The sequence below is a fragment of the Bacillus alkalisoli genome (assembly GCF_002797415.1).
GTDB classification, from domain to species: domain Bacteria; phylum Bacillota; class Bacilli; order Bacillales; family Bacillaceae_I; genus Bacillus_CD; species Bacillus_CD alkalisoli.
In genome coordinates this window covers 2,038,241-2,061,847 of the sequence record NZ_KZ454944.1, presented here as the reverse complement: position 1 = coordinate 2,061,847, position 23,607 = coordinate 2,038,241, and the positions used below count along the sequence as shown (strand labels likewise).

The window sequence follows — 23,607 nt, the reverse complement described above, 5'->3', positions numbered from 1 at the left end:
GTTAAGATGACTTCATAACTTGTTTAAATACACGGTTCGCTTCTTCTTTATCAAAACTGCTGAAAAGACGATAATCATGTTCATTTATTATTCGGAAATGCTGACTAACTACATTTTGTTGAAGTCGATATCCATTTTCAGTTTTGATTTCTTTCCACCATACTTTTCCACCCAACGTTTTATCACGAGGTTCAAAAATGTGCTCATGAGCAACGGTCTCGATTACTTCTAGTGGCGTGGGACCAAGGATGGCATGTAATATTTCACTATTTTTAAATAATGCACATATGGCAATGACTGTTGTCCAATTGGCATCTGTTCGTTCTTTTTCTATTTGCACAAGCGTCTTTTTCGATATTCCTAAAACTTCCGCCATTTCATCTTGCGTGTATCCTCTTTCTGTTCGAATTAACTTGAACTTTGAAGAGATAAGCTCGATTACTTCTTTTTTCTTCATTAGTTAAACCACTCCTTTTACTATTGTTACTATAAGTGTAATTTTACACTTATAGGCTATTTATTACAATATTTTTCCTCTTAAATAAAAATATTTTTTTAGTATATATACAGGTAAAAGTACATATTTTTCTATGAAATGATTTGTTTTGCGACAATCTTATAGAAATTAGGTGAAAGTAAATGTTTGTAGTGAAATATTTTGAAAACAAAAACTTATTGTTAAGTCAGTTAGTTAAAAATTTGCCTACTGAAGGATCAGAGTTGAAAATCAAAGGAAAAAAAGGGAAAATTGAAAGCATCGTTTCTATTGATGAAAAAAATTATCATGTTCAGGTTACGCTGGATAAGGTGGTAAAAAGTAAGTTTGTCGTTGATAATTCGAAGAAGAAAAAAAGATAAGGTGTTTTCGGAAAGGTCGAAATAGGCTTAAAAAGGGGAAAATAGATATTAAAGTGCCGGTGGTGTGGCCGACTCCTGCGGGAGAAGGAAGGCTGGTGAGACCCCACAGAACCCTTGGGCTCGAGGAGGCTCACCGCCTCCCCCGCGGAAAGCGGCCACACCACCGGCACGACTATAATACGGTAAATTTATTGTAGAAATAGTTCTATGTCGAAAGAATTATTATACTAGTTTCCTTAAATATCAAACAAAAATTGTACTTTATCGTCCTTCCATTGAAGTTTAGCATTAAACACTTTTTCTCCTTTTTTAAAGCCTTTAATAACATCCGTAGCTCCTTCATTCAAAATCTTCTTTGCATTCGCTTGAGAGATCGTTTTACCGAGAATTTTCTTAGACATCGTAAAATTACATTTTGTTTTACTGTAATTCGAGCAGCCATAAAAGCTACCTTTATCCACGACATCTCCATCACATTTTTTACAGTTGCCTATTTTTGTTCCTACTGTTTTAAACTTCTTTTTATATTTACTGTCACGACTAAATTCCGTTAAATCGTAACTTTCAAAATTCCAATTTTCACTTTCCACCTTAGCATCATCAATTAATTTTTCAGTAAGCTTCTTTGCTTGTTCCATAAATTGTTGCGGAGATGCTTTCCCGTCCCCAATTTCACTTAAGCGTTGTTCCCATTTCGCCGTCATCTCTGGAGATGCAAGGATGCTTTCGCCCAACGATTGAATTAATAATTTCCCTTTGTTCGTTGCGAACACTTGATTTTTCTTTACGTCTATATATTTTCGGTCCTTCAGTACACCAATAATTCCAGCTCGAGTTGCTTCGGTACCTAGACCTTCTGTACTGTTTAATACTTTACTTAGTTCTCCATCTTCTAAATGCTTACCCGCTGTTTTCATTAGCGTGATAAGTTGTCCTTCTGTATACCTTTTAGGTGGTTGTGTTTTCCCATCTTTTACTTTAACGTCTTGAACAACTCCCTCTTCTCCTTCTGAAAGTGTAGGTAAGTCTTGTTCGTCTTCATCCGTTTCTTCTTTTTTATTCCCATAAATAACTTTTCTCCAGCCTTCTTGTATTTGCTCTTTTCCTTTTGATAGAAAAGTAGCACGATCATCGACTACCGTATTTATGGTTGTATAGTCAAAAATTGCTTTCTCATAATGGGCCGCTATTAATCGCTGTACAATTAGGGAATAAATCTTTGATTCTTCACCAGACATTTTAGAAGGTTCTGTTACTTGCTCTGTCGGAATAATGGCATAGTGATCCGTCACTTTTTTCTCATTCACATAGCGCTTATTATTCATAATGGACTTTACCGGTAACGGAAAAAATGATTGAAATGCATCTAGCCTACTCAATTTGTTTAACGTATCTGGAAAGCCTGCTGCTTCTTCTTTCGTTACAAAACTAGAGTCAGATCTAGGATAAGAAATGATTCCTTTTACATACAGTTTTTGTGCAATTTCTAACGTCATTTGTGGAGAAAATTTATACATTCTATTGGCTGTAGCCTGTAAAGAAGATAAATTATGTAACAGCGGAGGTTGGAACTCTTTTCTCTCTTTTTCGGTTGAATCTATTTTCGCAGTTTTCCCTTTACAAAATTGCATGACTTTATATGCCAGTTCTTCGTTATCGAGTCGTGACTCATTTTCCTTATGCCATTTCCCTTCAAACGTTTTGCCGTCCATATTAAAGGTTGCTAGCACTTCCCAAAAAGGTTTAGAAACGAAGTTATCAATCTCTAATTCTCTTTTTACTATAAGGGCTAGTGTCGGAGTTTGGACTCTCCCAGTAGAAAAAACGTCTGATACACCTTTTTGCTGTAAAAGTAATGTGTAAGCTCTAGAGGCATTCATTCCGATTAACCAGTCTGCACAAGCTCTACTTAAAGCCTCGTAATATATGTTTCTTGTATCTTGTTCATCCAATAGGTTTTCAAAGCCTTTAATGACAGATTTAGGTGTTAAAGAAGAAATCCATAACCGTTTCATTGGCTTTTTATTTTTACATTGCGTAAGAATAACACGGATGATGGCTTCCCCTTCACGTTCTGCGTCTCCAGCAATAATGATTTCCTTCACTTCTTGTCTTTGAACGAGCTCTTTTACAATATTAAACTGCTTCCACTTTGATTTTGTCACTTTATGTTTAAAGCGTTCTGGTAAAATTGGTAGAGTTGTTAATGACCATTTTTTCCATTTCATATCGTATTCTTCTGGAGGTACTAGTTCACATAAATGGCCAACTGCCCAAGTTAATAGAGCTCCTTTTGGAAAGTGTTCACATGGACTAATTTCTACATAACCCGTTTTCTTTTTAAAAGTAAACGGTGATGCTAACTTTAACCCTTGGTCAGGTTTTTCGGCAATAATTAATTTCATAAGTGTTTCTCCTTGTTATTGGTGGATTTGTTTTAGAGGTTTTGTTGGAAGTTAAAACTCGAAGATTAATCTATTATACAACAAAAAAAAAGAACTGGATGAAAAATTTGCCCAGTTCACTTTGATCGTTTTAAAATTTGTTTTTAATGAAAATATGCTGTTATTATTCGTTTTTCGTATAGTTATAATACATTATGAAACGGACTCAATTGTTTATTATTGTGGAGCAGTATTTTTGAAGTTCTTCTAGTTCTTCGTCTTCTAAGGAGAATTCTAAGTATTTGTTTGTGTTGCTTTCGAAGACTTGGTATTGGGCAATTCTAGAAGCATTTTCGTCTACAGCAAAAATCAGTTTTATGTATATACCTTGTTCGGAAAATAGCTCATCCTCGGCCTCTACGTCTACTTGAAGGATGATTTCATATCTATCTCCAGCTAAAATTCCAGTTGGATCGTTTATTCGATCTATCGTATGGTTGGTTACATTCATTTTTTGCACTTCCTTTCGATATTGATAATCCATTATAACCATAATATATCCTCTAAGTAAATTTATAGGTAGTATTTTGTTTTCTTAATATCATTTATCCGGAAAATTTCTAATATATCCAGAAACCGTTGTCAAATGTAAAAAAAAGAACCTATCAATACATAGGCTCTCAATCCCTTACTTAAACCAGCCCTTTTCTTTTGACTGAGTTATCGCTTCGATTCTGTTTTTCACTTCTAATTTATCTAATATAGTGGAAATGTAATTTCGTACTGTACCAGATTTAATGCTCAATTCGTCTGCGATTTCTTTCGTGTTTTTTCCATCAGCAACAAGTCCTAGTACAGCTAATTCTCTTTCTGTTAATGGGTTTTCTTCACTATACACATCGTCCATTAGTTCTGGAGCATACATTCTTCGACCTGACATGACACTGCGAATACAATCAGCTAAATCTTCGCTAGGGCTATCTTTAAGCAAATAACCACTAACTCCAGCTTTTAATGCTCGTTGAAAATATCCAGAACGTGCAAAAGTAGTTAATATAATTACTTTACACCCTTGCCCCATTATTTCTTCTGCTGCTTCAAGTCCAGTTTTCTCAGGCATTTCAATATCCATAATACATACGTCTGGTTTGTATTGATGAAAAAGCTCAACCGCTTCTTTTCCGTTACTTGCTTTACCTACCACTTCCAAGTCGTCTTCTAAATCAAGTAAAGATCCTAAGGCTCCTAACATCATACGCTGATCTTCAGCAATAACAATACGAATCATTTAGGCGCCTCCTTTCCTTTTTCTACTATTGGCACGGTTATTGTTATAGTCGTCCCACTTTTACCGGTAATCTCAAAGTTTCCATTTACGAATTCTAATCTTTCTCTCATACCTTGAAGTCCGCTGCCTTTTGAAAAATCAATATCTGTTGCCAATCCTACTCCATAGTCTTTTATAATCATTTTCACTTCATCCTGATCATGCTTTATGGAAATATCACATTGATTTGTTTTACTATGTTTCACCACATTCGTTACCGATTCTTTTAAACACATACTTAATATATTCTCGACAAAAGGCGAAACACCTTTTAATGGTAAATCGTGATTGATCGTTAATTTTATTTCTGCAGCATCTAGTAACTGTTTTACTCTTAGTAATTCTTCTTTTAGGCGAATGCCGCGCATTTGTGACACCATTTTCCGAACTTCATTTAAAGCTGTTCTTGAAGTTTGTTGCACATCTTTAAGCTCAGATTTTGCTTTTTCAGGGTCTTTATAAATTAATTTTCTTGCTAAATCGCTCTTTAAGCCGATAAGTGAAAGTTTTTGACCTAATGTATCATGTAGGTCACGGGCAATACGTTGTCGTTCTTCATGCTTAATTAGTTCAGCAATACGCTTATTAGCGTCTTCTAATTGCTCCTCTAACTTGTCTTGCTTTCGTTTATTATATAAGTTAAATGGAAGTAAGATGACACTCATCCAAATAATTAAGATAAATGGAATTTGTGTTAAGAATAATTCCTTTTGTAAAACGATATTATAGTTGATGGAAATAGTTGTAGCAATTAAATGAATAATATATAAAGTAAAAAATGCGACTCGATTTTTTATCTTTCCATTATAATAAGCAATATAAAAAGCAAAGTAGACAAACTGGAAAACGATTGTCATTGTAATGGAAATGGCAATTAAGATGCATGTCCACAAATAGACTGGCCATTTTTTAGAAATAAAAGCAAATCGATACGACAAGAAAAAAACGATGGTTAAAACAATACCTATTACAATTTCTAACGTTGATTGCGATTGAAATATAAAGTAGAACGGTAAAATACTAAATACGGTCCAAATATATGGAGAAATTCCGGTGCCTTTTTGGAAAAAAGCTATTTTTGGCTTCATGTGTTTTTCCTCTTTTTCCAGTGCTATTTTCTTGTTATTTTATCATATAAGTTTACCAATATGGTAAATTTTCCATAAAAAAAGAACACAATATAGTGTTCTACTCGTTAATAATATTGGATTTTGGAATGATGCAATCAACCGTAACTGTCGGTGTTAATGTTTCGTCTAATTTTCCTGCGAAAAAATAGTCCTCAAAAAATACGGCAAATACTTTATGTTCCACAATTTGTGGTAAGCTTCGCCCAATCATTTGCAAAATTTCGTGTTCATAAAATGGAATATACTCTATTCTCTCATTGAGTTTAATTATATAGGTTGTTCCTTCAAATTCTGTCCGCATCATCTCCATTCCCCCTCATTTAATTGTATGAAATCATACAAAAAAACAGTCCAAAGATATTACTTGACGAATTATTTTGAATTGTGTATATTTAAGATACATTTAGACTCATAGAAAAAAATGCCTAGATGAATTTTTACGCGTCATGTATTAGGAGGAAAAGAATTATGCAAAACGGTAAAGTAAAATGGTTCAACAATGAAAAAGGTTTCGGTTTCATCGAAGTTGAAGGTGGAGACGATGTATTCGTACACTTCTCAGCTATCCAAGGTGATGGTTTCAAATCTTTAGAAGAAGGTCAAGAAGTTTCTTTCGAAATCGTAGATGGTAACCGCGGACCTCAAGCTGCAAACGTAACTAAACTTTAATCTATAAGAACCGACCATACAAAGAGACGATCTAATCGTCTCTTTTTTATATACTTTTCCATTATAATGTTTGACACTAATGAAAAGTTGATATTAAGACCAATTAGCTAGTTGATTGAGTGGGAATTGCCCATAAAAGTACTATTAAGACCAATTTGACGTGTGATTACTTGGAAAGTGTCCATAAAACGTCTATAATAACCTGCTTCACCTATCCTGTACTAATTCCATTCAATAAAATTCATAAAATAATTCATGCATATCTTCTACAAATAATACCGATTCTAATAGTATGAGGAGGTATTAATACATGGACCAAAACCAAAATGAATTACACACAGGATACAACGACCTAATGCAAGTAGAAGTTTCCATAGAGTCTGCACAAAAAATGGTTGGCTCTGCAACAATGAGTCTAGACCCTGAAGCTTTGAATAACGCAGGAAGAGCTATTGCAAATGCAAGAACAATGCTTAACGAAGCTAACCAACATAGTACTGGGATGGACACAGAATTTTTACAAAAAGCGGAGCAGTCACTTGCTCAATGTGAACACCAGCTATCTGAAGCTAAAAAGCATTAAAAGAGAGGAATCCCCTCTCTTTTTTCGTTTCACTTATTATCGAGTTGCTCTCCTAGCCTTTTTATGTCTTGACCTACCGTGCATTCCTTAATACAAAAAGACTGCGCATATTTTTTCCCCATTTCTTTTCGTAACGTTTTCTTCACGAGACATTCATGACAGAAAGTGTCTAATATCTCTCCTACTTCCATCAATATCTTTTTTCTACTCAAAATGACTTCACTTCCTTTGTTCCAATTCTATTGTACTTTGAATCGGAGTACCTTCTAACGCTTGGGTAGCAAGTTGATCAGCTTCGGCATTTTGTTTTCTATTAATAGGACTAAATTTCGGCCTAATCTTGAGTGCTTTTACTTTTTGTTCGATTTTATCAAGCCATAGGTTTAATGTATCATCATAGCATGGCCACTCACCTGATAATTGCTGAAGCACGACTTGAGAGTCGCCTCTGAATTCTACTTCAGTGCTCTTAATATCTAACTGCTCTAATTGTTGTATTAAAAAGTAACATGCTGCATACTCTGCTTCATTATTCGTTTCAAGCTCTTCTAACCTGGCATTCATTCTAACTCGGTAGTGCTTTTTATTTTTTGTGTAATAAATAACAATGCCTATACCTGCCAAGTTCGTTTCTACATCAAAGCCGCCATCAAAGTACGCAACAATGTCCATCATTTCTGTATCACTTTGCTTTAACCATCTTTGTAATTCTTTTTTCGTCCATGTTGTTCCTTGATCATCTATAAAAAGTAGCTCTTTTGTTCGCCCGGTCTTCTCTAGGTCATCACTTAAAACTAATACCTCACCTAAAGACATTTCTTCGCTTCTAAAAGTCGTTTCTAGTTTTTTCGGTGTACGATATTGCCACTCTACAGTAAATTTCATCATAACCTCTCCATTTTTTCTTTTATATGAACGCTTTTCCTTCTATAATGAGTGTTAGTATTGTATTTTTATCTTATCACAATTACAGCGTTTTTATGTTAGTACAAATGTTACGGTGAGAGAATATTGGAGGTTTGCTATCATGATTGAAGTATACATAGATGGGGCAAGTGCTGGAGATCCGGGCCCATCAGGAGCAGGGATTTTTATTAAAGGACATGGAAAAGCAGAAAGCTATTCTGTTCCACTAGGAATGATGAATAACCATGAAGCGGAATATCACGCATTGATTCATGCATTAAGAATATGTGTAGAACAAGATTATCGTATTGTTTCCTTTCGAACAGACTCGCAAGCAGTTGAACGTGCAATGGAAAAGCAATTTGCCAAAAATGATAAATATAGTGGGCTTTTAGAAGAAGCAATGAAGCTTGCCAATCAATTAGATTTATTTTTTATAAAATGGATTCCAAGCAAGCAAAACGCTGTCGCCGACGAGTTATCACGAAAAGCAATTCAATTATATAAGTCGGGAGAAAAATAATGAAAAAGACCTTAACAGCAGATTTACTATTATTGTTTGTCGCATTTATATGGGGCTCTACTTTTGTCCTTGTCCAAAATGCTATCGCCATTTTACCACCTTTTACTTTCAATGCAGTTAGATTTCTTTTAGCAGGAATACCTCTACTTGTTTTATTATTACTGGCAAGAAAAAAAGGTAATTGGGTTGTAGAGAAAGAAGTAATGTTACCAGGGGTTATACTCGGTGTATGGTTATTTTTTGGTTACGGCTTACAAACATTAGGCTTAGTTTATACGACCTCATCTAAAGCAGGATTTATTACTGGATTAAGTGTGGTGCTTGTTCCAATCATTTGTTTTTTATGGTTAAAAGAAAAAATACATCAACAAGCTATTGTAGGTGTATCCATTGCAACGTTTGGTTTATATTTATTAACTATGTTCGATTATCTAGCTTTTAATATAGGAGACTTTTTCGTTTTACTATGTGCCGTTTCATTTGCCGTACATATCGTTTTAACAGGAAAATTCACAAAAATTTATACGGCTATAGCGTTAACAACTGTACAAATTTTTACTGTTGCCATTTTAAGTACGTTCAGTGCATTACTATTTGAAAAGCCTTGGTTGTTAGACAGTCAAGATTTGTTTCATTTTGAAGTAGTTTTTGCGCTGTTAATTTGTGCTTTTCTTGCTACAACTGTTGCCTTTTTTATTCAAACACATGTGCAAAAGTTTACATCTCCTACTCGAGTGGCATTAATTTTTGCGATGGAGCCAGTTTTTGCCGCTATTACTGGTTATCTGTGGGCAAATGAAAGACTTTCTACATTCGCGGTAGTTGGCTGTATTTTTATTTTTGTTGGAATGATCTTAGCGGAACTTCCAATAAAGAAGAAAAAAGTTGAAGTTTCGGTATAAGAAAAGGACTTCCACTTTGCTGGGAGTCCTTTTTCACATTATATAATATTCTTTTCTTCTGCTAATTTGTAAGCATGTTTTTTTGAGTCTACTTCTTCTTTTTTTAATATTTCCAAAAAAGACACGAAGAAGCTACCGTCAAATTGCTTTTGTGCTTTAAGTGTTATTTCAATTGCAATATTTACCAAGTGGTCTGAGCTGCCTGTATAGTGTTTTCCAAATTCAATAAACCCTAATGCATCTTCCCTAAAAATAAACCCTTTGGCTTTTAGGTTATCTATATATTCTTCCGTACTGTCATTCTTCCCCATCTTTTTCCACCCTTGTTGTATATGCTCTATTGTTTATTTTACATGATGGGGTGACAATTTCCTACTATTTTCTACAATGTTAATGATCAATGAGGTTTGTTAGTCTGAATTTTTTTCGCTTTCCACCGGAAAAAATGTAACCTAATACGCCAACAGCTATTCCAAACAAGGCACCTGCAACAACTTCTTCTGGTTGGTGGCCAAGCTTTTCTTTCACTCTTCTTTCAATGTTGTCATGGTAGTGTAGGTCAGGTTTGTTCTCCAGTCTTTCTACCTCTTCGCTTAACTCATTGACCGCAATGGTTAAATCACCTGTTTGTCTTCTTACTCCTTGTGCATCATACATGACGATTAATCCAAAGATAGTGGACAGGGCAAAATCTACTGTTGGTATCCCTTTTTTCAACGCTACAAAAGTTGCAAGAGAAGATACACCTGCGGAATGAGAGCTTGGCATTCCTCCCGTTTCAAATAACAATCCCCAATTCCATTTTCCCGTCCGAATAAATGTGATGGGTATTTTTAAAAACTGCGCTATCGATATAGCGGCTAGAGCAACCTGTATTGCCTTATTCACAGTAATCACCTCAATGATTAGTTTTCATTGAAGTGGGACTGTTTATTCACCGAAGTGAAAAGGATATTCTTTAGTGGATAAGGAAAACTATAGTTGGAGGTGAGGAATATGAGTAAACATTCTGCAAACCGTGGTAAAGCTGCACCTGGAGTAAATCCCCAAGGATATGGACAAGACGCAGGAGCTGCATCACCTAAGTCTAAATTAGAGAACAAAGCTAAGAGGGATAATACAAAAAGATAATGAAACTTGAAAAGAGTCTGTCCAGAAAGAACTTCTGAACAGACTCTTTTTGAATTTGAATGGGTTGTATTTCCATTTCTATTATGAACAATATTTAGAAACAAACGTTTTTAAAGTTGTAAACTCTAATTCATCAAATTTGCTATAAATTTTATCTTGATTAAATGTAATTTCTGCCGTATCAATGGCGCAGGATACGGGTACATCACATTTGATTTCTGCTAGCTCTCTTGACAGGTGCAACAATTCAAGACTCTCTTCAAATTTCTTCTGTTGTGCTTTTGTTAAACTACTTAAATTCTCTAAAATTCCTTCAATCGTACTATGCTCTAACAACAACTTAGTAGCAGTCTTTTCCCCAATCCCCTTAACACCTGGATAATTGTCACTCGGGTCACCCATAATGGCTTTTAGGTCAATAAGTTGAGATGGCGTTAAGCCTTTCTTCTCAAAAAACGAGCTTGGACTGTGGACTTCATAGTTCCCATAGCCATTTTTAATTAATGCTACACTAATTTTGTCATCTAATAATTGAAGAATATCTTGGTCACCTGTTAAGATCATTATTTCTGCATCGTCACGATACATCTTTGCTATCGTTCCGATACAATCGTCTGCTTCGAAACCTACTAATCCGATGTTCGGAATATCAAAAGAATCGACCACTTCTTTCACAAGGTCAAATTGCGGAATTAATTGTTCAGGAGGTGCTGGTCTATTTGCTTTGTAATCATCGAACATTTCTGTACGAAAGGTTTTACTTCCCATATCCCAACAACAAACAACATGTGTTGGTTCGAACGTTTCGATGGAAGTTAACATATGTTTAACGAAGCCTTGTACACCATTCGTCGGCACACCTGTAGAAGTATACATAAATCTATTATAAACACTCGTTGCGTAAAATGAACGGAATAATAATGCCATACCATCAATTAGTAAAAGTCTTTTCAAATGAAATCTCCTCCTTTTGAGCAAGTTTCATTATAACATATAAATGTTCATATTTGGACATGAAAAAGGGTTGAGGGAATAATCCCCTCAACCCAATGTATTATTTCTTGTTGTTTTTGCTATTCGTCATTTTAGCTGCTTCCATTTCCGCATATGAAGCAAACTCTGTATCCATCGTTCCTTTTTGTTTCGCATTGTTGTTGCGTTGTGCATTTGCATTTCCTTTTTTCGTTTTACCCATTAAAAACCCCTCCTAAATGTAAAAGAATAAACTTACCTATTTAGTATGAGGAGGAACTTCCTTTTTCATAAAGGAAATTTAAGCCTTTTCGATTGGGTTATCGTTATATGAAATCCAATCACTCCAGCTACCAGCGTAAAGCTTTACGTTCGTAAAACCAGCTGTTTTTAAAGCTAATACATTAGGACAAGCAGTAACACCTGATCCGCAGTAAACAATCGTTTCTTTGCTTTTGTCTAAATGTGAAAAATGTTCACCCAATGCACTTACCTCTTTCCAACCGGAATCAGTTGTTGCATATATCCAAAATTCATTAATAGCTCCTGGGATATGACCCGCTATTTTGTCAATTGGCTCCACTTCGCCTTTATATCGAGCGGGTTCACGGGAATCGATTAGTGTGATCGAGCCATTTCTGACATCCAATAATTTATTTTTCACGTCTTCCATAGAGACGAGCATGTCATCACGTACTTGTACGTTTAAGTTACCTTTATAATATTGCGGACTTTCCATACCACTAGCCATTGGTAATTTTTCCTCTTGCCATTTTTGAAAGCCACCATTTAATACGTAAACTTTTTCATGGCCTAAATACGTTAGCAACCACCAAAACCTAGAAGCCATGGCACCTTTTTGACGGTCATATGCGACTACTTTCGTGTCATTACTAATTCCAATGTTTTCGAGCTTGTCTTTTAATCGTTCAAAATCAGGAAGTGGATGACGTCCTCCATGTAAACCGATTTCACCAGATAGGTCTTCGTCAAGATGAAAATAAATAGCTGTAGGTATATGTTCTTTTACGTATTCCTGTTTACCCTTTGTATCTTCTCCTAGATAAAAAGTGCAGTCTACCATAACTATATTATGTAAATCATTTGCTATCTCTGTCGGTTCCACTAAAAATTTCAATCCAATCCCCCACTTTCTTACTTCTTTCTGTTTACAAACTCTCTTATCATATCTTCTGTAACTAGTTTACGTTGCTCTGCTATTCCGCTTTTAGCTAATTCATTAATTCTTTTTGTTACTTCGTTTATTTTTTCTGTTGAGAATGTTTCATTATGTTGACAATGGTATATTGCTTCTTCAATGTATTTTTCTCTTACATTTTCTAGTTGTATAAATTTCATAACGACTTCGTTTTGTTTTTTTGAATGTGCAGAAATTTGCTTATGTACGCTCATGAATTGTCCTCCAATTTTTCTTTATCCATTAATTTTTTTACCTCTTCTTTCGGTGTCCAGCATGTAAATTGGTAATGTGCTTTTGTTTCGTAGCCTAGCCTTTTGCACCGGTCGAACATCTTTTTTTCTATTTTTATTCTTTCAAAGTGAATACAAGTTGCGCATGCATGAAAACGGTTTGTTTGTTTTACCATATTTCCCCTCAATCAACTTCCAAAAGTTCGTGAAAAAGTTTTTCTAAAGCCTTTATATGCGGCTTTGAAGTAGTTAAACCTTGTAACTGTGGTGAAGTAGCTTCTATGACTTGAATAATTTTTTGCAATAAGGAGGAAGCAAGTTCATTGCTTACTGCCCCTTGCTGTTTCCATTGCTTCAATAAACAATAATCTGATTCAGAAAAATAGTTACTCTGTTTCGTTAGCTGTGCTAATTGAATGGATGTCACTTTTTGCTCAACAAGCAATTCTAACATTAACGCACATCTAACAGCATGATACAAAAAATTTATTTTTTGTTTCTCTTTAAATTGCGCTACATTCTTGGTTGTTAAGGATAAGTAATGATAAGCTAACACTTTTATAGAAAAACTCGGATACACCTCTTCTAAAAAGTATGAAGAAAACAGATCATCCCGAACATAAGGAATAGATGAAAGCGCCCATTCGAAAAGGCTTGCATTTGATTTATGTGCTAAATGTAGAGCTTTTCTTATGTCCCAACCTTGAATGTCTAATCCACCTTTTATTAGGGTATACGTTTCTTTAGCATTTCCTAAAGTAAGATAACTTTTAATCGGTTGAATATAAATAAACCGAATATCATAATCACTATCCACTTGTGACATACCATAGGCTCTACTACCAGCTTCACATGCAAATAGTATTCGAATGTTTTGTTCTTTTTCTATTGTAGAAAGAACATCTAGCACATTCATATTATCCCTCGTTTAAGATCGAAGTTAATTGTTGCTCTGCTTTTTCCCATTCGTCTATTGGTAGTTTTTCAACTAACGCATTTAAAATGCTACCGTAATATTCCATTACTTCTTCATCGATTAGGTTTTTACTAAAGCCAAAATATTCACCAAGTGCTGCTTCATAATGCTTATTTAATTTTTCTTTATTCTGTTGTAAATATAAATCGATGATTGGACTTAAGTTTTCTTCTAACGAGTTTACCATTTTCACTTTTTCATTTTTCTCGAAAAATGATTTAGCGTTTCTAAAATGTGAGAATGCTTCTTTGATTGCTTTAGCTGAGAGTGATTCTAAACTTGCCTGAATAGATAAAGCATCTATTGATTTTTCTTGGAATGATGGAAACGTGCAAGATACGTCAACTTGAGTAGCTCTCTTTTCCATTTCGACATACCAGTCTTTCATCATGCTATGAATAAATTTCTCCATTCGAACAGTAGTGGCACGCACTTCTTGCGCTATATCAAATTCCATATCTTTCATTAATTCCTTTAAACAATGAGGAAGCTGTTGTTTCGGGTTATTATTGTCTTGTAATACAGCTGGATTAAAGGCATCTTTGAAAAAGTCGGCAAAACGGAAAAATACACGTTGCTTACAATAGAACAACAGCTCACTTACTTCTTTCTCCATACGAGATTGTAAAGGTGTCATCGAATAGGATGTTACCATTTCATGGATTGTCTTTTTATTTGTTTCTATCTTCACTCTCTTTTGTTCTTTCTCTTCAACACTTTCATTTGCTGCAGCTAATATACTGGAAAGTTTACTTGCAGTTCTCTGTAAATCTACTTTCGCAGCGTGAACACTCATTTCTAATAAGTCATTTTTAATAAAATGATAAAAAGATTGTTCAAACGCGCTTATTTGGGAGCTTTGCATGAAGCTAGGTAAAACAACTTCTTCCCCTAACTTTTCTTTTAGAGCTAATAAACTAGATAGTGGGAACAATCTTGGATTTCTTATTCCATATTCTAATAGCTGGCTCTCTACATAGTCAGTAACTAGGTCTAACTCTTCTTTTGTATTAGCCAAATCCGCTGCATTTACAACGAAAAACATTTTATCTAGTGAAAACGCATCTTTCACACGACCTAATTGAATAAGAAACTCTCTATCTGCTTTTGAAAATGCATGTTGATAATACGTTACAAAAAGAATGGCGTCTGAGTTTTTAATGTACTCAAATGAAACTTCTGTATGACGCGCATTAACAGAGTCCGCCCCTGGAGTATCTACAAGTGTGATTCCTTGACGAGTTATATCACAATCATAAAACACTTCCATCCACTCAACAAAACAAGCTTTTGTTTCTTCGGCTACATAGGCAGGAAAATCTTCTAATGAAATAGAAAGCAGTGATCCTAACTTATCCTTCATTTCACTCCAGCCTTGATAGAAAGCAGATAAGAAACTGTAATGTGGCTTACTTTTTGTATCTACTTCTTTTGAATGATTTTCCTTTAGAAGCGATTCCACCTGTTTTAAAACATCATCCATGCTACTCGCATTTTTATTAAAATAAGACAATGCCAATTGAAGATCCTCTAATAAGTCTGCTTCTGATTTTACAGAAACATGAACCGTGCCATGAGGGTTATTTTCCGTAACTGGCGAGATTTTGTTTATAGAAGCAGTTGTAGGGTTTGGAGAGACAGGTAATACTTTATCTCCAAACAATGCATTAGCAAAAGAAGATTTTCCAGCACTAAATGCACCAAATAAGGCAACTGTAAACGTTTGATTGGAAAGCTTATTTGCTTTTTGCTTTAACTCTTCCGCTACTTTTTCAAAACCTTTTAATGGTTGAATAATAGCAATGGATTCGCCTATTTTTTCAATAACCTGTTCAACAGGTGATGATATCGATTCATTCGTCACTTGCACTGCCTTTTCTTTTGGCGTTTTTACTTGCGTAGACTCTAATTCTAATTGATCACCTTTTATTTGTTTTACATTTTCTTTTAAATACTCAACCATTATTTCTTTTGCATGTGGTGAGATTATGTCAATAGATGCGGATAACTGTTCTTTTAAGTAGTCCACTTTATTATTCAAATCATGAATTAATTGTTCATACTGAACGGCTGCTTCCATTGCTTGTTCGGCATGCACTTTCTTTTCTTTTAGTTGTTGTATTTGTTGGTTACTTTCTTCTAATATTTGCACAAATATAGGCTCCATTAGCTTAACAACTTTTTGTTTATAGTCTCTCCTAATAGAACTTGCGATGTCTTTTGTAAAATTAAGAACAGAATCACCAGTTACACCTGCCCCTGGTTTTACATGTTTTTGTAAATAGTCCGTATCTATTTCTACAAAGCATGCTTCTAAACGTTCAGACAAATCATTGATAAAAACAGACTTTTCTTTTATGAATTTTAGAATATAATCATCTAAATGTTTTTTCAGTTGCGTCGTTACTCGTTCTTGGATGTCATGAAGAAGCTTTTCTTCGCGTATCTGTTGTTCTTCTTCAGTCTTCTTTTTACTAAACAATAAACCGACTTTAAAGTTCTTTTGACGGGACTCTAAATAGTTTTTAGATAGCTCACGCATTTCAAATGGTGTAATGTGTGCATTCGTAATAATGTTTTCTATACCGTCGTCAAACGTTTTTTGGATAGACACTTGTTGATCTTGCAACTTTTTAATTGTTGCAGTATGTTCTGCTATTTCTTTTTGCAAGTCTTCTTTACTCATAGAAGAAATCATTTTATTTTCTAAAGATGTAAGCTTCTCATCGTTTTGATCAAAAAGCCATTTATTATGTTCTTCAAAAATCGTTTCTATTGCACGAGCAATTGTTTCTTCCATGATAGAAGCTTGATTGTCTGTTAGTGTTTTTACAAGTTGCTTTACGTTGTTTAATTCGTTTAGTTGGTGATTTTGTACTTTTAAACTTGTGTAAAAAATCTCTGGATACTGTATTCCCCAATCTTGGAATGATTGCTCGATTCTACTTTTGTACGTGAAAAAAGGAATTTCATTTTCTTGATGTTTATCTATTTGATTAACGATAAGGTAAACGCGCTTACCTTGTTGCTGTAATTCTTTAATAAATTGTAAGTTAACTTCTGATTGGACATGGTTATAGTCCATGACGTAAAAAATAATGTCGGCTAAATGTAAAGCAGACTCAGTAGAAACTCTATGCGCATCATCTGTTGAATCAATTCCAGGTGTGTCTAATACAACTAACTTATCAGGTAAGTTTTGAAAAGGATATTGATATAAAACAGATTCTACTTTGTCTCCTTCTTTCGCAAACTTCTTCACATGATCAAATTGTATAGGAGGCAATATTTCTAAAGGCTCTCCATCGAAAAAGTAAACACGGGCTTTTTCTTCGCCTTTTTTAATTGTTACGACATTTGCTGATGTTGGTATCGGACTTGCGGGTAGTATTTGCTCTTGCAATAATTCATTAATGAATGAAGATTTTCCAGCTGAAAAGTGGCCACAAAATGCGAGCATCAATTCGTTATTTTCGAGTTTATCAATAAGCTGTGAAACTTTTTTTGCACTTTTATAATCTTGTGTTTCATGTAAAGCTTCTACAATTTTATATAACTTAGCATTCCATTCTTTTGTAATTTCTTTTGTTTGTACTCCCATTTTTGCTTATCCCCTTGAATGTAATTCTTAATCTATGAAGTAATTTTATAATTACAATTCGTTTAGTGAAAAACGAATTACACCGTAAAAAGCATAGTGTGTCCGTTAATCTTTTGATGTGATTTCACTAGTATATTCAGTCTAGAAAATCGCTTTTTGCTTAGTAATAATCATTATTAAACTTACTCTTTTATCATTTTATATGAAAAATGTAAATTTTCCTATTGTTTCGGCTGAAAAAAATAAAAAGCCAAGCAAAGTATGCTTGACTCATAAATTTAAGAAGCTATATTATGTAATACATGTTTTAATACAAAGGAATAGATGGCTACTGTTGTTCCAATTAATACGTATACCATGTTGGACACCTTCTTTTGAGAGTGATAATTATTTTCAATTACATAATAACATGTAAACGCTGTTCATTACAATAGGAATTAGTCTAAATTTTTGCCTATTTTAACGAAAAATCTATTCTTATATTCCATGTATTTATTGTAATCAGCCGTTCCCTCTATTAAAGCTTTCTCCTCTAAAGGAATTCGAATCGACAATATGACCGCATTAAGTATGGTGAAAACAATAGCTGTAAAATATGCTTGAAATAGTAAAGGAATCAGTAGTATTTCTAATCCTACGATTAAGTAATTCGGGTGGCGAATAAATTTATATGGTCCTTTTTTAACAATGTTTGCATTAGGTAAAATAATAATCTTCGTATTCCAAAACTTACCGAGTGATGTGATTGCCCAAACCCTTAGTAATTGAGTGAATCCAAACAGTATTAATAGTCCTGGCCATATCGGACTTACTTCTTTATTAAAAATGATCCCTTCACTAATGAAAGATATTAAAAAACCAATATGTAGTAGTACAATAAATTTATAATGATTTGGAAAGTATTCCTTGGCACCATTTTGAAGCATCCAACTCTCGTTTCGTTTTGCAATGATGAGTTCCGCTAGTCGTTGTGTAATGACAAAGGACAAAAATAGTGTAAAATACATAGGCTCACTCCCATTTCATTAATACTAGCTCCGAACTGAAGCCCGGACCTAAAGCCATTCCCAAACCTACATCACCTTTTTTTGCACTTCCCTCCATGATCTCTTTTAAGACATAGAGAATAGTAGCAGATGACATGTTTCCGAACTGACTTAATATTTTTCTTGATGTGCTTAACTTTTCTGAGTGTATTCCTAAGCTTTTGACATACGCTTCTAATACTTTCTTTCCACCAGGATGGGCTATAAATAAATCTAAGTCTGTTGAGGTTAAATCATGTTTTTCAAGGAATGTCTCTACATTCGGTTTTAACCAGTTAGTGATCAGTGTTGGAATATCTCTTGAGAAAACAACGTAAAGTCCCTCGTTTTTTATATTCCAACCCATAACATCTTCTGAATCTTTTTTTAATGTAGATTGAGTGTCAAAAATAGTTGGAACAGCTTTTTTAACAAAAGAAAGATCCACTTCATCGCCACATACAACCGCACATGCCACACCATCTGCAAACAAAGAAGTACCAACAAGGTTGCTTTTAGATGTGTCGTTCTTTTGAAAAGTTAAACTACATAATTCCACCGATAAAACGATTACTTTAGATGAAGGAAACGCTTTACAATATTCAAATGCACGAGAAAGTCCAACTGCCCCACCGGCACAACCTAAACCCCATATCGGTATTCGTTTTGTATGAGGAGAAAAAGGCAGCTCATTCATGATTCGAGCATCAATACTTGGAGTAGCCATTCCGGTTGTTGAAATGAAAAATATTGCCTCTACTTCTTCGTATTGAATGGTTTGGTTTAACATAACCTCATTATGTAAACTTTCTTGAACAGCATATTTTCCGTATCTAACGGCTTCTTGTATATACATATCGTTTTTTTCTTCAAAAGTGTGTTCATGACTAAACCAGTCCATATCTTGGGCAAAATGCCGCTTCTCTATTTCCCCATTACCAAAGACGGTTAATAGTCTTTCTATATCTTTAAACGAATCAGAAAATAATTCACGGGCAAATTCAACAGCTGTTTGCTGAGAAATTGTATAATCAGGAGTTGCCAAACCAACGGAAACAACTTTTGGCAAAAGGATGCACCTCACATAATATTAGTAAGGTTAATTTTACCAAATTAACGTTATTTATTCAAAATTTTTGTAGTGTTTCTTAATAAGAGGGTCGATTAAGCGGTTTTATGGACATGTCATATGAAATTTAATTCGTTATTGTCCTTAAAAATTGTATTATGGACAGTTTTGCTTGTATTATAGCTCAAAGTGGTCATAAAAAAATTATTAAGGACACTTCCACAGAAATTAAACTTGTTGTTGTCCATTAAAAATAATTAATGGAAATAAATTAACGTTTATAATCTTAAAATGGTCTTAATGCTACGTATAAACAAAAAAGCTTCCCCAACGATTGTCAGGGAAGTTAACGTTTTAAAGGAGTTGTTGTTGTGCAGTTTTATTATATCGAATAATAAGCCTAATTACACTAACAAAATTTAGAAATTGAACATGTTCATCGTTGTTCTACAGAATTATCTACTTCGTAAAATTTTCCCATCCAAATTTCATCATCATAAACACCATTAATGTATGCTTGGTCAATTTGTACTCCTTCTTTTATAAAACCATATTTTTCATACAGATTATAAGCGACCTCATTGGAAGCAAAAACTGTTAAACAGAGCTTTCTTACATTATTCTCCATACACCACTTGTCTGTATACTCCATAATTTTTTTTCCTATTCCTAATCCCTGCACTTCATCTGTTAACCATGTACGAAACAAGCCCGTATGTTTTTTCATTTTAATTTCACCACGTATCACTCTTGCAAGCCCTACTACTTTCCCGTTCCATTCTACTCCAACGTACATATTTTTCTTTTTCTTCATTTCCATAATAAACGCTTCTTCCTCTTCAACCGTACGAGGTACATCTTTTTGTATGTAAGATCCGGCTTCTACGATAGTCCTCACAGATTCTACCAAATCACTGGCATCTGTCGTTTCTAGCGGTCTAATTTTAACACTTGAATTATCTTTTGCTTCAAATGCCATTACGAATTGCTTCAAATCTATCACCTTTTCTATGAAATTTCTTCAGTTTTTGTAGAATTTTGTTGATAAATATGTGTAGTTGTATGATATGATGAAAAAGTACTATATTATTCAGAAAAAGGATGTTGTTATGGTGAAAAACGATAGAATACACGACCTTTTATTCGGTACAATCGATTCAGTTAAGTCAGTAATTCCATTAACTTTATCCTTCGAAGAACCTACAATCATCGAAAATACAATGACTTCTATTTCTATGGGCGTTTCCATCCAGTTAACAGGTGACCTACAAGCACAACTTTTCATTTTTGGAGAATCTGATGTTTTTCAAAAATTAAGTGAAACAATGTTTGGTATGCAACTAGAAGGAGAAATGCTCCATTCCTTCACAGGTGAACTTGGTAATATGATTGCTGGCAACTTATCTAATTATGTTTCCCAAATTGGCCTGAAAACAGATATTACACCACCTAGTATAATTTTTCAAGAAATTAAAACTCATTCATCGTTACATACAGTATGTGCACCAGTAAAACTACCCGATCATAGTAAATTTTCATTAATGATCGAATTGTAAACAAAGAGTTTCCATCGGAGGCTCTTTTTATTTTTCCCCATTTCTGTTTCATAACATTAGATGAAACGCAACGGTCCAAATCACACTTCACATTTATTTCACAATTGTTCTTCCTATTTAATAACCTTTTCTATTGTCACTTCGGTTTTTCACTATATACATAGTTTTAAAAGGGTTAATGAACCATTTGTGAACACGCAGAAAACATCTATTCATTTCCAATTTTTTTTGTAACATGAAGATAAGAAAGGCATTTGCAGAAAGGAGTTAGTTACAATGGCAAAAACTGAAATCGGCAAAAAAACAGTTGTTCAAACAAAAACTCCATCGAACTTGCGTGGCACATTAACAGCTGTATTTATTCTAGGTTTCTTTTTAATCTTTACGTGGGTTGGTGTTTTTCTACTATTCTTAAATCGTTTATAAATAAGGGGTGAAATTGAAATGCATATTCATAAGTTTGAAAAAATTTGGTTAATATTCGGTATTACTACATTAATTTTATTTTTAACTACTATCGGTGTTAGTGCTTTTTACATGGGGAATCAACCTCCGAGTTGTGCGGTAACGATTGATCCGGAGAGAGTATATGTTACAGCTCCATTTGATGAGCCGGGATTAAAAAAGATCGGCGACAATGAATATGAGTTAATTATGATTGCATCTGCTTTCCATTATGAGCCAAGTCATGTGGAAATTCCACTAGGTGCTACCGTTCATATTAGCGTGACAACTCCAGATGTTGTACATGGTTTCCAAGTAGCTGGAACAAACATTAACATGATGGTTGAACCAGGTTATGTTAGCACTTATACTCAAACTTTTAATAAAGAAGGCGAATTTTTAGTTTTATGTAACGAGTATTGCGGAGTTGGTCATCATATGATGACTTCTAGATTTGAGGTGAAAAAAGATGTTGAGTAATGCAGTAGACAAACGTGATGGAAAATTGGCAATGGCTCACCTATACGTTGCTTTTATCGCTTTACTATTAGGTGGTCTTGCAGGTTTACTTCAAACATTAGTTCGTTCAGGTGAATATACGTTACCAGCTGGAATTGGTTATTACCAATTGCTTACTGTTCATGGTGTTTTACTTGCACTTGTTCTTACTACATTCTTTATTATCGGATTTCAAATCGCTGCTTTAAGTAAAACATCTGGCACATTTACTCCTGGTGTTCGCAAGGCAGGGTGGGTTGGTTTTTGGTTAATGACAATTGGTACTGCTACAACAGCAACTACTATTCTATTAAACCAAGCAACTGTTCTTTATACATTTTATGCGCCTTTAATGGCCCACCCTGCTTTCTACATCGGATTAGTTTTCGTTGTTGTTGGTAGCTGGGTAAGTGGATTTGCAATGTTTACTCATTACGGGAAATGGAAGAAAGCGAATCCTGGAAAAGTAAGTCCATTATTAAGCTTTATGGTTATTGTTAATATGATTATGTGGTTAGTTGCGACTCTTGGAGTAGCTGCTACTGTATTAGTTCAATTCTTACCATGGTCTTTAGGGTTAGTTGATACAATTGATGTTTTAGTAAGTAGAACATTATTCTGGTATTTTGGCCATCCGTTAGTATATTTCTGGTTATTACCTGCATATATGGCATGGTATGTTATTATTCCAAAAATTATTGGCGGGAAGATTTTCTCTGATTCTTTAGCAAGATTATCTTTCATTCTATTTTTACTTTTCTCTATTCCTGTAGGTTTTCACCATCAGTTAACAGAGCCAGGAATTGATCCGAACTGGAAGTTCTTCCAAGTTATTTTAACATTTATGGTAGTTATTCCTTCTTTAATGACTGCTTTCTCTCTTTTTGCAACATTTGAGCTTTATGGTCGTTCTAAAGGGGCTACAGGGCTATTTGGATGGTTTAAGAAGCTTCCGTGGGGCGATGCGCGATTCTTCTCTTTATTTGTTGGTATGTTATTCTTTATCCCAGCTGGTGCTGGTGGATTAGTAAACGCGAGTCATCAGTTAAACCAAGTAGTTCATAATACTATTTGGGTTACTGGTCACTTTCACTTAACGTTAGCTACATCTGTAATTTTAACTTTCTTTGGTATTATGTATTGGTTAGTTCCACACTTAACTGGTCGTAAATTAACGAAAGCTATGAACCGTCTAGGTATTATTCAAACAATCGTTTGGTCTGTAGGTATGGCAATTATGTCAGGTTCTATGCATATGGCAGGACTTCTTGGTGCACCACGTCGTTCTTCTTTCTCAACTTACGGAAATGCACCGCAAGCATTAGAATGGGTACCTTATCAATTGTTCCAAGCAATTGGTGGATCAATCCTTTTCATCGGTATCATTATTGTTCTAGTGATTTTCGTTAACTTGGCCTTCTTTGCTCCTATTGGCGTGGAAGAATTCCCTGTTGGTGAAGTGGCGGAACAAGCAGAAAGAACACCACTTGTTTTTGAAAACTGGAAGCTATGGATTGGTATTACGGTAGCGTTAATTCTTTTTGCTTACACGATACCATTTATAGATATGATACAAAATGCACCGCCAGGTTCTAAAGGGTTCAAGTTCTGGTAAAACATGT

Annotated in this window: 30 protein-coding genes; 10 read left to right on the top strand and 20 right to left on the bottom strand. The window is 34.5% G+C overall.

Translation table 11 applies throughout. The features are described from left to right. Window position 1: 1 nt before the first annotated feature. The gene (locus tag CDZ89_RS10205) at window positions 2-457 is read right to left on the bottom strand and encodes a helix-turn-helix transcriptional regulator (RefSeq protein ID WP_096154346.1); all 456 of its coding nucleotides are present in this window, start codon (window positions 455-457) and stop codon (window positions 2-4) included. Window positions 458-639: 182 nt separating this feature from the next. On the opposite strand from CDZ89_RS10205, the gene CDZ89_RS10200 reads away from it, so the two are divergent. Further along, a complete protein-coding gene (locus CDZ89_RS10200; protein ID WP_100333655.1) occupies window positions 640-858 on the top strand; it encodes a hypothetical protein in 219 nt (72 codons plus the stop codon). Between the two features lie 236 nt (window positions 859-1,094). On the opposite strand, the gene CDZ89_RS10195 is transcribed toward CDZ89_RS10200, so the two are convergent. From CDZ89_RS10195 to CDZ89_RS10175, 5 genes are all read right to left on the bottom strand, one after another. Further along, on the bottom strand, window positions 1,095-3,263 hold the full coding sequence (locus tag CDZ89_RS10195) for a DNA topoisomerase III (RefSeq protein WP_100333654.1): 2,169 nt from the start codon (window positions 3,261-3,263) through the stop codon (window positions 1,095-1,097). Window positions 3,264-3,468: 205 nt separating this feature from the next. Next, window positions 3,469-3,795 carry a DUF6509 family protein gene (locus tag CDZ89_RS10190; protein ID WP_227521490.1) on the bottom strand — a complete coding sequence of 109 codons (327 nt, stop codon included), beginning with the start codon at window positions 3,793-3,795 and terminating at the stop codon, window positions 3,469-3,471. A gap of 135 nt (window positions 3,796-3,930) precedes the next feature. Next, on the bottom strand, window positions 3,931-4,530 hold the full coding sequence (locus CDZ89_RS10185; protein WP_096154343.1) for a response regulator transcription factor: 600 nt from the start codon (window positions 4,528-4,530) through the stop codon (window positions 3,931-3,933). Beyond that, complete coding sequence (locus tag CDZ89_RS10180) at window positions 4,527-5,657, bottom strand: sensor histidine kinase (protein ID WP_096154342.1); 1,131 nt, start codon at window positions 5,655-5,657, stop codon at window positions 4,527-4,529. The genes CDZ89_RS10185 and CDZ89_RS10180 overlap by 4 nt, the downstream gene beginning before the upstream one ends. Window positions 5,658-5,757: 100 nt before the next feature. Then, window positions 5,758-6,003 (bottom strand): hypothetical protein, encoded by a 246-nt coding sequence (locus CDZ89_RS10175; protein WP_096154341.1) that lies wholly within the window; start codon window positions 6,001-6,003, stop codon window positions 5,758-5,760. 164 nt (window positions 6,004-6,167) lie between these two features. On the opposite strand from CDZ89_RS10175, the gene cspD reads away from it, so the two are divergent. After that, window positions 6,168-6,368, top strand: a complete 201-nt coding sequence (gene cspD, locus CDZ89_RS10170; RefSeq protein ID WP_096154340.1) for a cold-shock protein CspD — start codon at window positions 6,168-6,170, stop codon at window positions 6,366-6,368. Between the two features lie 310 nt (window positions 6,369-6,678). Further along, window positions 6,679-6,951 carry a DUF2564 family protein gene (locus CDZ89_RS10165; protein WP_096154339.1) on the top strand — a complete coding sequence of 91 codons (273 nt, stop codon included), beginning with the start codon at window positions 6,679-6,681 and terminating at the stop codon, window positions 6,949-6,951. A gap of 29 nt (window positions 6,952-6,980) precedes the next feature. On the opposite strand, the gene CDZ89_RS10160 is transcribed toward CDZ89_RS10165, so the two are convergent. Beyond that, window positions 6,981-7,163, bottom strand: a complete 183-nt coding sequence (locus tag CDZ89_RS10160) for a zinc-finger domain-containing protein (protein WP_096154338.1) — start codon at window positions 7,161-7,163, stop codon at window positions 6,981-6,983. Window positions 7,164-7,170: 7 nt separating this feature from the next. Next, the gene (locus CDZ89_RS10155) at window positions 7,171-7,839 is read right to left on the bottom strand and encodes a ribonuclease H family protein (RefSeq protein WP_319830040.1); all 669 of its coding nucleotides are present in this window, start codon (window positions 7,837-7,839) and stop codon (window positions 7,171-7,173) included. A 139-nt stretch (window positions 7,840-7,978) separates the two neighbouring features. Here CDZ89_RS10155 and CDZ89_RS10150 point away from each other — a divergent pair, with 139 nt between their 5' ends. Further along, on the top strand, window positions 7,979-8,380 hold the full coding sequence (locus tag CDZ89_RS10150) for a reverse transcriptase-like protein (protein WP_096154336.1): 402 nt from the start codon (window positions 7,979-7,981) through the stop codon (window positions 8,378-8,380). Beyond that, complete coding sequence (locus CDZ89_RS10145; protein WP_100333653.1) at window positions 8,380-9,282, top strand: DMT family transporter; 903 nt, start codon at window positions 8,380-8,382, stop codon at window positions 9,280-9,282. Before CDZ89_RS10150 ends, CDZ89_RS10145 begins: the two co-directional genes overlap by 1 nt. 38 nt (window positions 9,283-9,320) lie before the next feature. Here the strand turns inward: CDZ89_RS10145 and CDZ89_RS10140 are convergent, their stop codons facing one another. Continuing rightward, window positions 9,321-9,593 (bottom strand): DUF6123 family protein, encoded by a 273-nt coding sequence (locus tag CDZ89_RS10140; protein WP_100333652.1) that lies wholly within the window; start codon window positions 9,591-9,593, stop codon window positions 9,321-9,323. A gap of 79 nt (window positions 9,594-9,672) precedes the next feature. Beyond that, window positions 9,673-10,170: a divergent PAP2 family protein gene (locus CDZ89_RS10135; RefSeq protein ID WP_100333651.1), complete on the bottom strand. Its 498-nt coding sequence runs from the start codon at window positions 10,168-10,170 to the stop codon at window positions 9,673-9,675. A gap of 108 nt (window positions 10,171-10,278) precedes the next feature. Between CDZ89_RS10135 and sspL the strand changes: the two genes are divergently transcribed. Continuing rightward, complete coding sequence (sspL, locus tag CDZ89_RS10130; RefSeq protein WP_100333650.1) at window positions 10,279-10,413, top strand: small, acid-soluble spore protein L; 135 nt, start codon at window positions 10,279-10,281, stop codon at window positions 10,411-10,413. Window positions 10,414-10,494: 81 nt separating this feature from the next. On the opposite strand, the gene CDZ89_RS10125 is transcribed toward sspL, so the two are convergent. From CDZ89_RS10125 to CDZ89_RS10085, 10 genes are all read right to left on the bottom strand, one after another. Beyond that, window positions 10,495-11,367 (bottom strand): 5'-3' exonuclease, encoded by an 873-nt coding sequence (locus CDZ89_RS10125; protein WP_198508239.1) that lies wholly within the window; start codon window positions 11,365-11,367, stop codon window positions 10,495-10,497. A gap of 100 nt (window positions 11,368-11,467) precedes the next feature. Continuing rightward, window positions 11,468-11,608 (bottom strand): hypothetical protein, encoded by a 141-nt coding sequence (locus CDZ89_RS19930; RefSeq protein WP_096154331.1) that lies wholly within the window; start codon window positions 11,606-11,608, stop codon window positions 11,468-11,470. A gap of 78 nt (window positions 11,609-11,686) precedes the next feature. Then, complete coding sequence (locus tag CDZ89_RS10120; protein ID WP_100334296.1) at window positions 11,687-12,469, bottom strand: sulfurtransferase; 783 nt, start codon at window positions 12,467-12,469, stop codon at window positions 11,687-11,689. A 71-nt stretch (window positions 12,470-12,540) separates the two neighbouring features. Continuing rightward, window positions 12,541-12,798, bottom strand: coding sequence for a DUF2533 family protein (locus CDZ89_RS10115; RefSeq protein WP_096154330.1), 258 nt, complete (start codon window positions 12,796-12,798; stop codon window positions 12,541-12,543). Next, window positions 12,795-12,992, bottom strand: a complete 198-nt coding sequence (locus CDZ89_RS20185; RefSeq protein WP_096154329.1) for a hypothetical protein — start codon at window positions 12,990-12,992, stop codon at window positions 12,795-12,797. The genes CDZ89_RS10115 and CDZ89_RS20185 overlap by 4 nt, the downstream gene beginning before the upstream one ends. Window positions 12,993-13,000: 8 nt before the next feature. Beyond that, window positions 13,001-13,732, bottom strand: a complete 732-nt coding sequence (locus tag CDZ89_RS10105) for a nucleotidyltransferase domain-containing protein (RefSeq protein WP_100333649.1) — start codon at window positions 13,730-13,732, stop codon at window positions 13,001-13,003. A gap of 1 nt (window position 13,733) precedes the next feature. After that, window positions 13,734-17,393, bottom strand: coding sequence for a dynamin family protein (locus CDZ89_RS10100; protein ID WP_100333648.1), 3,660 nt, complete (start codon window positions 17,391-17,393; stop codon window positions 13,734-13,736). Window positions 17,394-17,830: 437 nt separating this feature from the next. Next, window positions 17,831-18,400, bottom strand: a complete 570-nt coding sequence (locus tag CDZ89_RS10095; protein WP_096154326.1) for an isoprenylcysteine carboxyl methyltransferase family protein — start codon at window positions 18,398-18,400, stop codon at window positions 17,831-17,833. Between the two features lie 4 nt (window positions 18,401-18,404). Continuing rightward, window positions 18,405-19,487 (bottom strand): type III polyketide synthase, encoded by a 1,083-nt coding sequence (locus CDZ89_RS10090; protein ID WP_100333647.1) that lies wholly within the window; start codon window positions 19,485-19,487, stop codon window positions 18,405-18,407. Between the two features lie 436 nt (window positions 19,488-19,923). After that, window positions 19,924-20,490 (bottom strand): GNAT family N-acetyltransferase, encoded by a 567-nt coding sequence (locus CDZ89_RS10085; RefSeq protein WP_096154324.1) that lies wholly within the window; start codon window positions 20,488-20,490, stop codon window positions 19,924-19,926. A 106-nt stretch (window positions 20,491-20,596) separates the two neighbouring features. Here CDZ89_RS10085 and CDZ89_RS10080 point away from each other — a divergent pair, with 106 nt between their 5' ends. The 4 genes from CDZ89_RS10080 (at window position 20,597) to CDZ89_RS10065 (ending at window position 23,600) form a co-directional block, all read left to right on the top strand. Next, window positions 20,597-21,043, top strand: a complete 447-nt coding sequence (locus CDZ89_RS10080; protein ID WP_227521489.1) for a chemotaxis protein CheX — start codon at window positions 20,597-20,599, stop codon at window positions 21,041-21,043. Between the two features lie 276 nt (window positions 21,044-21,319). Further along, complete coding sequence (locus CDZ89_RS10075; RefSeq protein ID WP_096154322.1) at window positions 21,320-21,469, top strand: cytochrome c oxidase subunit 2A; 150 nt, start codon at window positions 21,320-21,322, stop codon at window positions 21,467-21,469. An 18-nt stretch (window positions 21,470-21,487) separates the two neighbouring features. Next, window positions 21,488-21,967: a cytochrome c oxidase subunit II gene (locus CDZ89_RS10070; protein WP_096154321.1), complete on the top strand. Its 480-nt coding sequence runs from the start codon at window positions 21,488-21,490 to the stop codon at window positions 21,965-21,967. Next, a complete protein-coding gene (locus CDZ89_RS10065) occupies window positions 21,957-23,600 on the top strand; it encodes a b(o/a)3-type cytochrome-c oxidase subunit 1 (RefSeq protein ID WP_100333646.1) in 1,644 nt (547 codons plus the stop codon). Before CDZ89_RS10070 ends, CDZ89_RS10065 begins: the two co-directional genes overlap by 11 nt. The last annotated feature ends 7 nt before the right edge of the window (window positions 23,601-23,607 follow it).

Bases quoted from the DNA above. Each gene is read 5' to 3' on its own strand.
- CDZ89_RS10205 (WP_096154346.1), bottom strand. From the start codon at position 457: ATGAAGAAAAAAGAAGTAATCGAGCTTATCTCTTCAAAGTTCAAGTTA.
- CDZ89_RS10200 (WP_100333655.1), top strand. From the start codon at position 640: ATGTTTGTAGTGAAATATTTTGAAAACAAAAACTTATTGTTAAGTCAG.
- CDZ89_RS10195 (WP_100333654.1), bottom strand. From the start codon at position 3,263: ATGAAATTAATTATTGCCGAAAAACCTGACCAAGGGTTAAAGTTAGCA.
- CDZ89_RS10190 (WP_227521490.1), bottom strand. From the start codon at position 3,795: ATGGTTATAATGGATTATCAATATCGAAAGGAAGTGCAAAAAATGAAT.
- CDZ89_RS10185 (WP_096154343.1), bottom strand. From the start codon at position 4,530: ATGATTCGTATTGTTATTGCTGAAGATCAGCGTATGATGTTAGGAGCC.
- CDZ89_RS10180 (WP_096154342.1), bottom strand. From the start codon at position 5,657: ATGAAGCCAAAAATAGCTTTTTTCCAAAAAGGCACCGGAATTTCTCCA.
- CDZ89_RS10175 (WP_096154341.1), bottom strand. From the start codon at position 6,003: ATGATGCGGACAGAATTTGAAGGAACAACCTATATAATTAAACTCAAT.
- cspD (WP_096154340.1), top strand. From the start codon at position 6,168: ATGCAAAACGGTAAAGTAAAATGGTTCAACAATGAAAAAGGTTTCGGT.
- CDZ89_RS10165 (WP_096154339.1), top strand. From the start codon at position 6,679: ATGGACCAAAACCAAAATGAATTACACACAGGATACAACGACCTAATG.
- CDZ89_RS10155 (WP_319830040.1), bottom strand. From the start codon at position 7,839: ATGATGAAATTTACTGTAGAGTGGCAATATCGTACACCGAAAAAACTA.
- CDZ89_RS10150 (WP_096154336.1), top strand. From the start codon at position 7,979: ATGATTGAAGTATACATAGATGGGGCAAGTGCTGGAGATCCGGGCCCA.
- CDZ89_RS10145 (WP_100333653.1), top strand. From the start codon at position 8,380: ATGAAAAAGACCTTAACAGCAGATTTACTATTATTGTTTGTCGCATTT.
- CDZ89_RS10140 (WP_100333652.1), bottom strand. From the start codon at position 9,593: ATGGGGAAGAATGACAGTACGGAAGAATATATAGATAACCTAAAAGCC.
- sspL (WP_100333650.1), top strand. From the start codon at position 10,279: ATGAGTAAACATTCTGCAAACCGTGGTAAAGCTGCACCTGGAGTAAAT.
- CDZ89_RS19930 (WP_096154331.1), bottom strand. From the start codon at position 11,608: ATGGGTAAAACGAAAAAAGGAAATGCAAATGCACAACGCAACAACAAT.
- CDZ89_RS10120 (WP_100334296.1), bottom strand. From the start codon at position 12,469: ATGGTAGACTGCACTTTTTATCTAGGAGAAGATACAAAGGGTAAACAG.
- CDZ89_RS10115 (WP_096154330.1), bottom strand. From the start codon at position 12,798: ATGAGCGTACATAAGCAAATTTCTGCACATTCAAAAAAACAAAACGAA.
- CDZ89_RS20185 (WP_096154329.1), bottom strand. From the start codon at position 12,992: ATGGTAAAACAAACAAACCGTTTTCATGCATGCGCAACTTGTATTCAC.
- CDZ89_RS10105 (WP_100333649.1), bottom strand. From the start codon at position 13,732: ATGAATGTGCTAGATGTTCTTTCTACAATAGAAAAAGAACAAAACATT.
- CDZ89_RS10100 (WP_100333648.1), bottom strand. From the start codon at position 17,393: ATGGGAGTACAAACAAAAGAAATTACAAAAGAATGGAATGCTAAGTTA.
- CDZ89_RS10095 (WP_096154326.1), bottom strand. From the start codon at position 18,400: ATGTATTTTACACTATTTTTGTCCTTTGTCATTACACAACGACTAGCG.
- CDZ89_RS10080 (WP_227521489.1), top strand. From the start codon at position 20,597: ATGGTGAAAAACGATAGAATACACGACCTTTTATTCGGTACAATCGAT.
- CDZ89_RS10075 (WP_096154322.1), top strand. From the start codon at position 21,320: ATGGCAAAAACTGAAATCGGCAAAAAAACAGTTGTTCAAACAAAAACT.
- CDZ89_RS10070 (WP_096154321.1), top strand. From the start codon at position 21,488: ATGCATATTCATAAGTTTGAAAAAATTTGGTTAATATTCGGTATTACT.
- CDZ89_RS10065 (WP_100333646.1), top strand. From the start codon at position 21,957: ATGTTGAGTAATGCAGTAGACAAACGTGATGGAAAATTGGCAATGGCT.